Source organism: uncultured Gimesia sp. (assembly GCF_937910335.1).
Classification (GTDB): Bacteria; Planctomycetota; Planctomycetia; order Planctomycetales; family Planctomycetaceae; genus Gimesia.
The window spans coordinates 1-12,333 of the sequence record NZ_CALEMX010000033.1 but is presented as its reverse complement, the minus strand read 5'-3'; the positions used below and the strand labels follow the sequence as shown (position 1 = coordinate 12,333).

The window sequence follows — 12,333 nt, the reverse complement described above, 5'->3', positions numbered from 1 at the left end:
GAGCTGTTCCTGTACGAATTCAAAGCGAGTGTGAACCGTTATCTGGTAGCGCATCCGAGAGCGAAAGTCAGGAACCTTGAAGAACTGATCCAATTCAATCGGGTGCATGCTGACCAGATCATGCCTTTTTTTCAGCAGGAACTGTTAGAAATAGCGCAAGAGAAAGGCGATCTGAACGAAGCCGCTTACTTGGAAGCAAAGGCTGAGTGCTATCGCCTTTCGCGTACTGATGGAATCGACAAAGCATTGAAGGAACATCAACTTGATGCCATTATTGCTCCCACGGAAGGCACACCTGCATTTGTGATCGACCCACTCGTGGGTGATAATATTCTCAAACGTGGTGGAAGCTCCGGCTGCTCGACACCTCCTGCACTCGCAGGTTATCCACACATTTCGGTCCCAGCGGGCTACGTACTGGGACTGCCCATCGGTCTCTCCTTTTTCGCGGGTGCTTATCAGGAAGGGAAACTGATCAGCTATGCCTACGCCTTCGAACAAGCAACGCAGATGAGACAGCCCCCTGGTTTCGCTGAGACAATTTCTATTTGAGCATGAACTTGTAAGATCACGATGGCGAATCTTGTTTTATCTCCGGTTCAATAAACTTGGCAAGAATCAAACCCATCACCACAAATGCCGAGAAACTATAAAACGCCTGATAGAGCTTCCAAGACCAGTCGATCTGCCACCAGACGGCATCGCCACAGTTAATAAAAATCGCCGCCGTCAAACCCATCAATGCGACAAACTTAACGCGATCCTTATACCTGGGTAGGGCAGAACAAACTTGTCTCAGTAAGACGGCAATCAGCACTATCACTACCAGATTCAGGATGAATCCCTTAATCATAAGCGGAAAATTGGCCATCGAACTGCCATTGATCGAAAGCATATGGACAAATGCCACCGGCCCTGCTTCGTAGAGTGTTTGAGCAGTTTCCGGATCCTGATTAAAGTTTGGAACAAAGTAAGTTCCGTTTTGGGGAAAATATTCCAGCAGTGCTTTCCCAACAGCGACATCATCTGTGGATTGTTTCCAGATCATTGTTCTGTACGGTCCAAACCCCCAGTAGAGGAAGCCCCAGGCAAAAAGTACGATTGATGCAAGGATCACTCCCAGCGCAGTTCGTTTCATGGTTAATTGCTCCCACCAAAATAGTTCTTCATGGGTTCGAAATAATGTGATAACCAACCGGCTTGATGACCGATTTGATTGTCTGGCACATTGCTATGCACGAGTGTTATCTTCGTGCCATCCTCGACAGCTTCTAGCGTGACTTCAATTTGAGAATGCCCGTCCGACTCGGTGTAATCTGCGGCCCGCCACGATTGCACGATGCGTTGACCGGGTTCTAATTCAAGGTTTTCGCCGGCGATGTGTCCATCCCAGGCATCAAAGGAGTCACCAACGTTCGCCGTCGCATGCGCGGGGCTACCCGTCATTTTGGTGTGCCCCTCACTGTCGAGCCAGGCATCGTAGACCGCTTGTGGTGACGCTGGGATGATATCCGAAACCGTAAATTCGATGGTCATGTTTCAACTCCCTTATCAAGTCAAGATAATATTGATTAAGCTTGATCTATAATGGGGCGGGTATCAAAGAGTCATTCCCTTATGGGGAAAATGGCTCTCCTGTTCCCGTTTCCACATATTTTCTAAGGCTGGTAAGAATGAAGTGAGTCCATCCCGCATCGCAGATTTCGTAACATTCCAGCTCAGGAACCAGACCTTCATGGACGAAGCTTAGCTTACATCCTTTATTGGTTTGTTCGATGTCCCAGCGAAGAGTGGTGCCGACCCATTCATCGTTTACAGAAAGATCATTATTAACGTGATTCTGCACGATGCACTCCCAGACCACAGTCTGATAGGGAACCAGTTGGACGACACGCATCGTGTTAAAGGTTTCACCAAAGCGAAAGGTTGCTTCTGTATCCACGCTTGAGGCATCATCGGCGTGGGTGGTCCACCATTGGCTCACGTCATTAGTCAACGCTTGATAGATCTTTTCTGGTGGCGCTTGTAAGGTCGTCTCGCAAGTAAAGGACTTCGAGTTCATTGCATATTTTCCACTATGAAGTAAACGTCGTCGAACGCATACAGAAAGATTGGTCCAGTCTGTTGAAATAAATCGGCCTAAAACATGGCTTCTTTACCAAGTTGCCGACGCACAATCACCCATTGCCCCGCGTGCATCATCCAGTGTGCTGACTGTCCCGCAATGACGGCTCCGACTGTGGCACCAAACTGCTGGAGTTTCTCTGGTGATGGCTTTTGCAAGTCTTCATCACTCAATGTATCCAACAAAGCTAATGTGCCCGCGCGTTGTTCCGCCATGTATGCCAGATATTCATCCTTTGTGCAGAAGGCCGCCTGATCGTCGCTGGAAGCGGTTTCCTTACCATGTTTTTCAGTAAACCCTTCAGGCAAGTCAGGCATCGAATCGGGGCAGACCATATTGTTGAGGTCATGCTCGGCGACGATTAGATGGCCTAACTGCCAGGCAATATGATTCGCATTTTCTACAGGACGGCGCATTAAATCTTCATCTGTGAGATCCTGTATATAGCCTTGTACTACAAATGTGGGTAACTGTAATTCGTCTTTGATGTGTGCGGCAATACTCATTAGTTTGTCCTTTTTTCAAGTTGTTATACTTTTAGTCAGTTCTCGCTCTCTTCATGTATCAAATGCGGCAGGCTCCTGGTCAATATACGGTTTGCCTGTTCCGGTTTCCACATATTCTTTCAAGCTCACGCCAAGAAAAAAAGGCCATCGCTCGGAACAGTGGGGATAGCATTCTAATTGCTCTGTGAGACCTGCATGCTCAAAAATTAATTGCGTACCTGTTTCCGCTGCCTTTAGTCGAAAAGAGAGTCGGGTGCCAACCCATTCATCAAATTTCGTGAGCCCCGGCATGTTATGGAAATGCTCAACACAGTTCCAACGGACCTCTTCATATGGTAGCAGAGATTCGATTTTGTAGGTGTGAAACATCTCACCAAAACGTACTTTGAGATGGTCACCAACTTGCGAAGAAATATCACAGTCAGGCGTCCACCAGCCTTGTATGCCTTGTTTTGTTGTTAACGCCGCATAAACCTCGGCAGGTGATTTCGCGATTTGTGTTTCATAACAAAAAGCACTCATTTCACATTCATCCCTACAAAGTACCGCTTTTCAAGCCGACTCTACGAGACGGGATAACCCTTCGATGCAGCCTGTCCAACCCTTGGTGTGTTCGCCGGCTGCTTCTGCATTTGGGAACCGCTCGTGCGTCAATACAAGCTCTGTCGCATCGCCTTGTTCGAGAAATTCCACTGTTACTAGTGTTTCACCCACGTCCGTCGATGGCAACTCCCACGACCAGGTGTAGACCAGTTTTTCCGGCGGGGTGATTTCGACAAACTCTCCGTAACAGGTGAAAGGGCCCTCTTTGTCTGGGTCGCGCATGCCGAGTCGGTATTTTCCACCAACCCGCAAATCAACTTCGGCGATTTCCGTAGACCATGCCGGATTCGCGCGCCACCAATTCTTCAAATGCTCGATCTGCGTCCACGCATCGAACACCGTTTGTCGTGGCGCATTGATTGTTCGCCGTATGGTGAGAGAATTCTGGTCGGAACTTTTTTCGATCATTTTTATTTCTCCTGCTTGTTTTGTTCGAGATACTTTGCGAGTTGATCGAGCTTTCCTTCCCAGAAGTCCTGGTACTTCTCAACCCATTCGGCAGCTTCTTTGAGCGGTTCCGGAATTAGATGACATCGCCGTGTGCGACCGTCCCGGTCCCGCGTTAACAACCCCGCACGCTCCAATACTTTAAGATGTTTCGAGATTGCCGGTGCCGAAACGTGAAACGGTTCTGATAGTTCGGCAACCGTTGAGTCACCATCAGCCAGGCGCGCAATAATGGCCCGTCGCGTTGGATCAGACAGAGCAAAAAACGTCTCATCAAGTTGTTGTGTTCTTGAATTAACCATATGGTTAATTTATAAAACAGTGGCTATTGTGTCAAGTCTCCCGCGTCTTTGCGGTATTTTTTTTCGATGTTGTGTGCAATATGTGATAAAATGCGTTCACACATTCATCCATGAATCAAAAGTCGACGAATCATGATTGAATCAGAGAAACGTACCCCTTTCTTAAAAAAGGGAGAAGCGATTTTGAAACTTAGCAAACCTGTCAAAGCTACACTTTTGGGAATCGTAATTTCTACCGCTGTCTATGTAGGAACTTACATCGCACTCTCATTCTTTGGAGGTTATTATTTCAATCAATCCGGGAAAGTCAGATATCGCAGCATGGGTTTATCTGTTTCTGATATTTCCACCTGGAATCCCAAAGGTTGTTGGTATCAAGCAGAGTTTAAAAATACGAAGGGAATCTCTGTCAGTCGCGGTAATGATCTCGGTTATCTCTTTTCGCCACTGATCATTCTTGATCGAAAATACTTTCATCCGACGGTGATCCTGATTAAGCCAAAGAATCCCGATGAAACCTACTGGTTTCCGCTTTAAATTCTTTCGTGATCATTTACCGGAACTAGATTTTAAAAGCGTATCAAATGAGAGACAACGAATCGTGATGAATCTCAAACGTGGACTTCAGAAATCTGTACTGTTGGGACTGGTGGGTTTTCTCATTCCTGTAGCTCTACTTAGCATACCCCGGCCAAAGCCAACCGCATCTCAATCGCGTAGCGAGAGGCAAGATAGGATTAAACTTAGAGAGCATCTCACCAGATTCAAGCTTGATATGATGATTCATTCTGGATTGCAATGTGCGGCAGTTTTTGCTTTCGCCGCTTTTGCAGCCTATGCACCACACAAGGGAATTCGCTTCATGCGATCACTGATTATTATCAGCTCAGTGACTGTCCTGTCTCAAGTGGTGGCAGGCATCTACTTCCCTACACCCAAGATGATAGCTAAAAGCATTCTGATCGACCCAGGAATTCCTATGGGTGCCGCCGTGATTACGATGGTAATCATTGTCATTGTCAACGTCAGTAATAATGCACGAGAGACCACAGAAACCCCTTGAGTGCCAGATTCCAGCAATCCTGGCAAATCGTTCAAAAAACTTCAAACCACCCCTTGACATATACAGACTGGTCTGTATATTTAAAGTATGAGCAAAACACAACGAACATCAAGTGCCCGCAAACGCATCCTGGAGACGGCTGAAAAGCTGTTTTATAGTGAAGGGATTCGTGGTGTAGGAATCGATCGGGTGATCGCCGAGGCGGGGGTCGCTAAGATGACGCTCTATAATCACTTCTCGTCCAAAGACGAATTGATTCTGGAAGTGCTGAAGTATCGAGAGGAGCAGTTTGAATCATGGCTCAAACAGGCAATGGAACGGAATCAATCGAAGGGAATGAGCCCACTCCAGGCTTTTTTTGCTGCCATTCGCAGCTGGTTCAAAAAAGCAGACTATCGTGGTTGCTCGTTTATTAATGCAACAGCGGAATTGGCCGATGCACATCACGCCGCTTCCCAATTTTGTACGGAACACAAACGAAAGTTTCGTGAAATGTTATCTGACATCATTATCAAAGCGGAAGGACCCAAGGCGGCAGCAGCAGCTCCGGCAATTCATGTTCTGGTCGAAGGCGCAATTGTGACTTCCGTCTGTGAAGGAAATGCTGAGGCAGCTGACATCGCAGAACAGGCTGCGATTGTTTTAATCGCTAAAGCCAAACGAGGATAAACTTTTTATTTGCCACATAACATACAGACCTGTCTGTATATATATCAGTAACCGAGTGATCTTTTTAACCCATTTCTATGAAGGAGACGACCGATGCAACGCTTAAACTCTGTTTCACCTGATACCGCTGAAGGCAAAGCCAAAACATTACTGGATGGTGTGCAAGCCAAACTGGGAATCACTCCCAACATCATGAAAACGATGGCGAACTCTCCGGCGGTTCTGGACGCGTATCTCAAATTTAGCGGCAGCCTTGGTTCGGGCGTGCTGACTGCTCAAAACCGGGAACAAATCGCATTGAACGTGGGCGAATTTAATCAATGTGGTTACTGCCTGGCCGCCCACTCTACTATCGGGAAAAGTTTGGGTTTGACGGAAGAGGAAATTCAGTCGAACAGATCGGGAACTGGTTCGGACGAAAAGACCAATGCACTGATGAATTTTTCGCGCAAGATCGTTGAAAAACGTGGTTTCGTTTCAGATCAGGACATTCAAGAATTTCGTGATGCCGGATATGGAGACGCCGAAATTACGGAAGTAGTTGCGAATGTCGCCTTGAACATCTTCACGAACTATTTCAATCACTTGGCCCAGACGGAAGTCGATTTCCCCGAAGTCAAACCATTGGCTGATCAACCCGCGACAGCATGTGCCACAGAGGGTGAGGGTGCCGCCTGCTGTCATTAAATGTGGCAGCTAGGAAGACGAATAATTATACTATTTACAACGCAACTTTTTCAGGAAAACTCAAATGTCTTATTGGAAGCAAACACTGCTACTCGTCGCTTTACTCGTTTTCGCAAGTACGAACTCAATTAGGGCGAATGCAGACACGGCTAATACCAGTCAAGTGAAACACCAGACTGTGAAAGTGGGAGATCTCGATATTTTCTATCGGGAAGCTGGTCCTGCAGATGCACCCACAGTTTTGTTACTACACGGATTTCCCACTTCTTCGCACATGTTTCGAAATCTGATTCCTGAACTGGCAGACAAATACCATGTGATTGCCCCTGACTATCCCGGTTTCGGCAACAGTAGCGCCCCGCCCGTCGATAAGTTTGATTACTCCTTCGACAATCTGGCAAATGTGATGGAGCAATTCACCGAGCAGCTCAAGTTAAAGAAGTACTCTCTTTATCTGATGGATTACGGTGCTCCCATTGGCTTTCGTCTGGCGGTCAGGCATCCGGAACGCGTTGATACTTTGATCATTCAGAACGGAAACGCTTATGACGAGGGGCTCGATAACAAATTCTGGGAGCCCATCAAAGAATACTGGAAGAGCCCCACACAGGAGCAGGGAAACAAACTGCGTTCGCTGCTCACTCTGGGTGCAACCAAGTGGCAGTACACACATGGGGTGCGTGATACTAACACTATCAGCCCGGATACCTGGGGCCACGTACAACCTCTGTTGGACCGTCCCGGCAACCAGGAAATCCAGCTCGCTTTGTTCTACAGTTATGGCAGCAACCCGGGTCACTATCCTGAGTGGCAGGAGTATTTGCGAATTCATCAGCCGCCGACACTGATCGTCTGGGGTAAGAATGACCAGATTTTTCCGGATTCCGGTGCCTACCCTTACAAACGCGATCTGAAGAATCTGGAATTCCATCTGCTGGATACCGGTCACTTCGCGTTGGAAGAAGATGGCCCGACGATCGCACGGCTGATGCGGAGTTTCCTCTGCAGACAGGCAGAACAGTCTCACTGAATTACGTCCTCTGAAGTTGATTTGCCGGGTTTTGTGGTATGATCTGCAAAGCCCGGTTTTCTTCATCAACATTTTTTCGGGAGCCTACATATGAATCAGTATGCAAGCGATATTGCCTTTACGCCATCGGTCAAAGCCATTCAATCCAGCAAAGGTTCCCGTGCTACTTATTCCAGAGTCGAACAGGGTTATGGCTGGCAGACGGATGTCACGCCGGAACTGGAAGCATTTATTTCCGGCTTGGATATGTTTTATCTGGGAACGGCAAACAACGCCGGACAACCTTATATCCAATATCGAGGAGGCAGTGAGGGTTTTCTGAAAGTGGTCGATTCAAAAACGCTGGGATTCGCTGACTTTGGTGGCAATCGTCAATACATCACCTTGGGAAATCTGGCAGAAAATCCCAAAGCGTCTCTGTTTCTCATGGATTATACGAACAGCCGTCGCATCAAGGTCTGGGGGACCGCGCGTGTGGTGGAAGATGACGAGGAATTAATGAATCGTCTGCATGATCCCCAATATCCCGCCAAGCCAGAACACGTCATTCTGTTTACGATTGAGGCCTGGGACATGAACTGCCACCAGCACATACATAAACGATTTTCACGTAACGATATCTTGCCGCTCATTGAAAAGCTGCGTGCAGAAAACCAGGCGCTCCAGGAAAAACTCGCTCAGTATGAAAGCAGAACGGAATCCTAATACGATTCTCATAGCATTTCTGTTTCATTCATCTTATCCCGCATTTCCCAGATGACTTCCCTCGCTTTGGCACGTAATTTGCGCAGCACCCTACAAAACAAGGGTATTCTGCCAATTCATGCCATGCTGACAGGTGAACCCGATGGGTGACTGCTGGCCTACCGGGAACTGGATGCAGCGCTCGGGCTGACGGAAATGGGATGAGATGTGCTGACCGATTCGCGCCCGGGCCGCTGTGGAGCAGTTGGACTCCGCGCAGCCGAGCCTCGCCCCTCCCAGCCGCAAGCAAGAGCCGAAAACTGGCCAGAAGCTAGGCTTGGGGAGGCGTAATGTAATGATGTGTAGCGAAATATGCCTGGAACGGTTTCAGGCTCAACTCAAATGGGAAATCCCGGTTGAAGCTATTATCAGGTTCTCGACAGTTGATTACTGCACCGGTGTTCGCTACGTTGGAGTAGTCTTGCAATACAGATCTCTAGACTGAAATCCTCAAGAGCGGATGATCGAATGCCATTTTTATTTTCTCTTAATCTCTCGCGTGTTCTCTATTCTCGAGATCAGATTCGGAACTTAGTGATTGCTTTTTGCAACCGCTATCTGAGGATGTTCCTGGTTATTTTTATTCTCACATCTGGTTTCACTGCCCGGATGGCACAAGCGAGTGAAAAGCAGCCCGCTGTTACAGAGCAAAAGCTGGTTTACCTGGATTTGCAAACGTTCGATCCGAATCTGAATGTCCGGGCACCGAGCCTGCTGACAAGAGAGCTGTTTCGTCAGGCTTTTCTGATTGCTGCGCGCGATGAACTGGGTTATCGGACGCGCGATGTCTCACTGGGGGATACGCTCCCGGCGAAAGAGGCCAAAGGAGTTTCGGTTTTCAACGTGCATGTCATTATGGATCGAAAACGCCGACTGGAAGTACAGGTCTTCCAAAAGACCAACGGCACCAAGAAGCTGATCGAGAAACGAAAGCTGAAGCTGACAAATCTCACTCCAGTCACGAAAGTCGTTGCCTTCACGGAAGAATTATCACGTACCTGGTTTAAGGACATCCTTGTGCAGGCGGGCTATGTCGCACAGAGCCTCAAAGAGTCGACCACAGACGTTCCTGTTGGTCGTGCCAAATTTGTTATGCCAAAGAATTTGAATTATCGGCAGCAGTTCACTCAGCTGATGGACACTCATGATAAAATGATAAATCAGGGGGAGTCTCCCGAACGACTGGCTTTACTGGCACAAAGCTACGTGTTGTACGGGACACTGACTGAGCAGTACTGGAGCCTGATTCCTCTGGCCACGAAGGCGCGTGCCTTGCTGTATGCTGAACGGCTGCAGCAGAAATGTCCTCAGACCGCCTATGCATTGTCGTATCGTGCATTTGTACGGACCCTGGTCGGACTGGATCAGATGGCTCTGGCCGATATCCAAAAAATGTCAGACTCTCAGGTGGAGCGGAGTTCACAACCTGAATGGCTGCCTGTGATTGAAGCATATTGCCTGCATCAGGCAGGCCCGATTTCGGAAATCAAACTCAGTCCGGAGAACGATCTGCTGCAGCGTTATCTCAAACTATTGCAGGCAACTTATTTCGGGACGACTCAGGAGAAGAACAGTGCCGTTGATGCAGTTTTGACTTTGCTGCCTGATTCAATCCGTGCGTTTTATACCAAGCCACGCACGATAGGTGATCGCCAGAGCAGGCAGATGATTTATCAGGCTAATGTCAGTCTGATCAATTACACAAAGTCTTATTTTGAACCTAAAGATCCCCATCAACTGATACCGAAAAACATCGGGAGTTCGCTGCAGAGTCTGATGAAAGGTCGTGACAAAATTGTTGCCGAGCTACATTCCATGGGTGCAAACCGGTCTCATGAAGCAGAGCCTTCTTTTTCATTACTGGCAAGCAGTGTGAAAGAACTGACGTTCGTGCAGGCCTGTGATTTCATGAGTCGTAACCGAGTAATGCGAGGGGTCAATTCGGATAAAAGTCTCAACATATTTTTGAGTTCCCTGACAGATCATCCATTCAAACCATTTCTGAAAAGTTTTAGCTGGGATAATGGTGTTGTGAGTAAGTCATTTTCCGAATTGCGTTTCGTACCTGAGCAATATTTGACGCCTTCCATCTATCCAATGTTTATTAGAGACCGAACCCTGAATCTACAAGACGAGCCTCTCGAGACAATCCTATATGACTATCCCAGAAATGTCAGCCATGTGATTTCGGAACTGGCTTACGCAGTTGATTATGCAGTGCCTGAATCAGAAAAAAGTAAATGGGTTTCCCATTTGAGGGCTGTCAGTCCTCATTCCCCTTACACGATAATGCAGGAAATTGCTTTAAACTGGGAGCAGACTAAAGAACGTATTCCACAACTACTCAAAAAATATGCAGACTCATTTTTGTTAATCCATGCAATCGCGCATCAGTATCGGATCAGATTTGACTATCCCCGCTCTGAATTGATGTATAAAAGGATGTTCAGAAAGAATCCTACTTACGAAACGAGCTATCCTTTAATCCAACTGGCTCGAATTCAGGACAAACACGATCTGGAATTGAAACTCCACCTGGAAGCCATGAAGCTGCCTGGCAGCACGATGCAGAAGGCGCGACAACATACTGATCTTGCTAAATATTATAATCGACGGGGAGATTATCGGGCGGCGTTACCCCATGCCCAGATTGCTGCTCAAAGTTATTCCAGCTGGGGTCTGACGATAGAGGCGGAATGTCATGAACTGCTGGGAGATCTGAGCAGCGCATTCGAATTTCGTAAAAGAGATGCAATACGCTACCAGAACCAGTTTGGTTTTCATGCCTGGTGCCGTTCACGTGGTGTGAATCCTCCCCGGGATATTCTTAAATCTCTCAAGCCAGTACTGGATTATTATTCGAAGGTTCCGTTGCCGGATAATCGTTATCTTGTCGCAGATCAATTGATTTATAATCAGTTGGCAAATGCCGCGTTTTACCAGTATCTGGAAAATGAACCGAAATCCGCGATGGAAGTGCTGCGGTATGCAAGTGAAGAATACGATTTCGTTGCAGAAACGTTCCCGGCAGTTCTGGCTGCGCTGATTGCCGACGAACTGGGATTGGCTGATGTCAGAGATGAGTGCCTGAGTAAAGCCATCGAAATTGAGTTTCGCTCCAGGGGCAAAAGATATTATGCCCCTCAACTCAGGCAGATTCTTCTGCTAAAACAGATACTCACAGGGGATAGCACGCCGCAACTTTCTCCAGAAGTGATCGACTGGTATCTGCAGGAGCATCCCAATCAGCAGGCCCGAAACAACTATCTTTATTTTATCGGTAAAGCATTGTTACAGAAAAAGCAGGATAAACTGGGGATTCACTACTTAAAGCTGGCAGCAGCATCTCCCAAACAGCGTCTGAGTACGGTCACGCTGGCCGCATTTACTTTGCTGAAATTGAAGGTCAAAAAAGATCCTTTCGATGCGAACGTGTTTGGTCAAGATACAGATCGGATGTTGGAATTATTAGATGCAGCGCATGCATACCAGTATCATAAGAAGTACGAACTGGAACTTATTAATTACAATCAGGCTGAACAACTCTTTCCGGAATCGAGTTTAGTCTTTTTAAGACGTGCAAAATTACACGCTCAACAGAAAAAACGTGATCTGGCGGAACACGATTTTTCGAAAGCAGTGAAACTGACGCCAGAAGTGCCTGATTTGTGGTTGAGTCGTGGAGAATTCTATGAATCGACAGGAAATGACAAGGCGGCGATAGACAATTACCAACAAACGCTAAAGCGGGATCCGGAATCCTATTATGCTCATCAAAAATTGGCAATTTTACTGGCTGCCAGTCTTGATGATAAAGTCCGAGATGGAATGCAGGCACTTAAGCATGCAGAGCAGGCTACACACCTGCTCCCTGAGATGAATGCTACCAATCTGTCTGTAGTGGCAGTCGCATATGCTGAACTCAAACAGTTTGATAAGGCAAAGCAATACAATCAGAATGCGATCGAAGCGACAAGTAATTATCGAATCAAAAGTGTATTACAGAAACGTCAAAAGCTCTATGAGGCCATGAAACCATTTCGTTTGAAGAAACGTTCTTAATCGTGTTTGGATGTTGAAATTAGGTAAGAGCGTTTTTTTAGACTATCGGTTGGTTATCGAGGTGGGCGGCCTGCGACGAAGCCCAGCGTTTCACC

15 protein-coding genes are annotated in these 12,333 nt (G+C 47.2%); 8 read left to right on the top strand and 7 right to left on the bottom strand.

The window, feature by feature from the left end; translation table 11 throughout:
* A partial coding sequence (locus Q0668_RS01325; protein WP_298859170.1) for an amidase family protein occupies positions 1–552 on the top strand: 552 nt, incomplete at its 5' end.
* A gap of 16 nt (positions 553–568) precedes the next feature.
* Here the strand turns inward: Q0668_RS01325 and Q0668_RS01320 are convergent.
* The 7 genes from Q0668_RS01320 to Q0668_RS01290 all read right to left on the bottom strand — a co-directional run bounded on the left by Q0668_RS01320 (position 569) and on the right by Q0668_RS01290 (position 3,983).
* Complete coding sequence (locus tag Q0668_RS01320) at positions 569–1,138, bottom strand: hypothetical protein (protein ID WP_298859168.1); 570 nt, start codon at positions 1,136–1,138, stop codon at positions 569–571.
* A gap of 2 nt (positions 1,139–1,140) precedes the next feature.
* Positions 1,141–1,536 (bottom strand): SRPBCC domain-containing protein, encoded by a 396-nt coding sequence (locus Q0668_RS01315; RefSeq protein WP_298859166.1) that lies wholly within the window; start codon positions 1,534–1,536, stop codon positions 1,141–1,143.
* 79 nt (positions 1,537–1,615) lie between these two features.
* The gene (locus tag Q0668_RS01310) at positions 1,616–2,062 is read right to left on the bottom strand and encodes an SRPBCC domain-containing protein (protein ID WP_298859164.1); all 447 of its coding nucleotides are present in this window, start codon (positions 2,060–2,062) and stop codon (positions 1,616–1,618) included.
* 77 nt (positions 2,063–2,139) lie between these two features.
* Positions 2,140–2,631 carry a DinB family protein gene (locus Q0668_RS01305; RefSeq protein ID WP_298859162.1) on the bottom strand — a complete coding sequence of 164 codons (492 nt, stop codon included), beginning with the start codon at positions 2,629–2,631 and terminating at the stop codon, positions 2,140–2,142.
* 51 nt (positions 2,632–2,682) lie between these two features.
* Positions 2,683–3,153 (bottom strand): SRPBCC domain-containing protein, encoded by a 471-nt coding sequence (locus tag Q0668_RS01300; protein ID WP_298859160.1) that lies wholly within the window; start codon positions 3,151–3,153, stop codon positions 2,683–2,685.
* Between the two features lie 30 nt (positions 3,154–3,183).
* Positions 3,184–3,642 carry an SRPBCC domain-containing protein gene (locus Q0668_RS01295; RefSeq protein ID WP_298859158.1) on the bottom strand — a complete coding sequence of 153 codons (459 nt, stop codon included), beginning with the start codon at positions 3,640–3,642 and terminating at the stop codon, positions 3,184–3,186.
* Positions 3,643–3,644: 2 nt separating this feature from the next.
* Positions 3,645–3,983, bottom strand: coding sequence for a metalloregulator ArsR/SmtB family transcription factor (locus Q0668_RS01290; protein ID WP_298859156.1), 339 nt, complete (start codon positions 3,981–3,983; stop codon positions 3,645–3,647).
* A 183-nt stretch (positions 3,984–4,166) separates the two neighbouring features.
* Here Q0668_RS01290 and Q0668_RS01285 point away from each other — a divergent pair, with 183 nt between their 5' ends.
* The 7 genes from Q0668_RS01285 (at position 4,167) to Q0668_RS01255 (ending at position 12,238) form a co-directional block, all read left to right on the top strand.
* Complete coding sequence (locus Q0668_RS01285; protein ID WP_298859154.1) at positions 4,167–4,520, top strand: hypothetical protein; 354 nt, start codon at positions 4,167–4,169, stop codon at positions 4,518–4,520.
* Positions 4,495–5,046: a hypothetical protein gene (locus Q0668_RS01280; RefSeq protein ID WP_298859152.1), complete on the top strand. Its 552-nt coding sequence runs from the start codon at positions 4,495–4,497 to the stop codon at positions 5,044–5,046. The genes Q0668_RS01285 and Q0668_RS01280 overlap by 26 nt, the downstream gene beginning before the upstream one ends.
* 87 nt (positions 5,047–5,133) lie before the next feature.
* A complete protein-coding gene (locus Q0668_RS01275) occupies positions 5,134–5,715 on the top strand; it encodes a TetR/AcrR family transcriptional regulator (RefSeq protein ID WP_298859150.1) in 582 nt (193 codons plus the stop codon).
* 93 nt (positions 5,716–5,808) lie between these two features.
* The gene (locus tag Q0668_RS01270; protein ID WP_298859148.1) at positions 5,809–6,402 is read left to right on the top strand and encodes a carboxymuconolactone decarboxylase family protein; all 594 of its coding nucleotides are present in this window, start codon (positions 5,809–5,811) and stop codon (positions 6,400–6,402) included.
* Between the two features lie 64 nt (positions 6,403–6,466).
* Entirely contained in the window at positions 6,467–7,432 is a 966-nt protein-coding gene (locus Q0668_RS01265; RefSeq protein WP_298859146.1) for an alpha/beta hydrolase, read from the top strand.
* Positions 7,433–7,522: 90 nt separating this feature from the next.
* On the top strand, positions 7,523–8,137 hold the full coding sequence (locus Q0668_RS01260) for a pyridoxamine 5'-phosphate oxidase family protein (protein ID WP_298859144.1): 615 nt from the start codon (positions 7,523–7,525) through the stop codon (positions 8,135–8,137).
* A 507-nt stretch (positions 8,138–8,644) separates the two neighbouring features.
* A complete protein-coding gene (locus Q0668_RS01255) occupies positions 8,645–12,238 on the top strand; it encodes a tetratricopeptide repeat protein (protein ID WP_298859142.1) in 3,594 nt (1,197 codons plus the stop codon).
* Positions 12,239–12,333: the final 95 nt, after the last annotated feature.

Coding starts and splice junctions, on each gene's coding strand:
- Q0668_RS01320 (WP_298859168.1), bottom strand. CDS start 1,138: ATGAAACGAACTGCGCTGGGAGTGATCCTTGCATCAATCGTACTTTTT.
- Q0668_RS01315 (WP_298859166.1), bottom strand. CDS start 1,536: ATGACCATCGAATTTACGGTTTCGGATATCATCCCAGCGTCACCACAA.
- Q0668_RS01310 (WP_298859164.1), bottom strand. CDS start 2,062: ATGAACTCGAAGTCCTTTACTTGCGAGACGACCTTACAAGCGCCACCA.
- Q0668_RS01305 (WP_298859162.1), bottom strand. CDS start 2,631: ATGAGTATTGCCGCACACATCAAAGACGAATTACAGTTACCCACATTT.
- Q0668_RS01300 (WP_298859160.1), bottom strand. CDS start 3,153: ATGAGTGCTTTTTGTTATGAAACACAAATCGCGAAATCACCTGCCGAG.
- Q0668_RS01295 (WP_298859158.1), bottom strand. CDS start 3,642: ATGATCGAAAAAAGTTCCGACCAGAATTCTCTCACCATACGGCGAACA.
- Q0668_RS01290 (WP_298859156.1), bottom strand. CDS start 3,983: ATGGTTAATTCAAGAACACAACAACTTGATGAGACGTTTTTTGCTCTG.
- Q0668_RS01280 (WP_298859152.1), top strand. CDS start 4,495: ATGAAACCTACTGGTTTCCGCTTTAAATTCTTTCGTGATCATTTACCG.
- Q0668_RS01275 (WP_298859150.1), top strand. CDS start 5,134: ATGAGCAAAACACAACGAACATCAAGTGCCCGCAAACGCATCCTGGAG.
- Q0668_RS01270 (WP_298859148.1), top strand. CDS start 5,809: ATGCAACGCTTAAACTCTGTTTCACCTGATACCGCTGAAGGCAAAGCC.
- Q0668_RS01265 (WP_298859146.1), top strand. CDS start 6,467: ATGTCTTATTGGAAGCAAACACTGCTACTCGTCGCTTTACTCGTTTTC.
- Q0668_RS01260 (WP_298859144.1), top strand. CDS start 7,523: ATGAATCAGTATGCAAGCGATATTGCCTTTACGCCATCGGTCAAAGCC.
- Q0668_RS01255 (WP_298859142.1), top strand. CDS start 8,645: ATGCCATTTTTATTTTCTCTTAATCTCTCGCGTGTTCTCTATTCTCGA.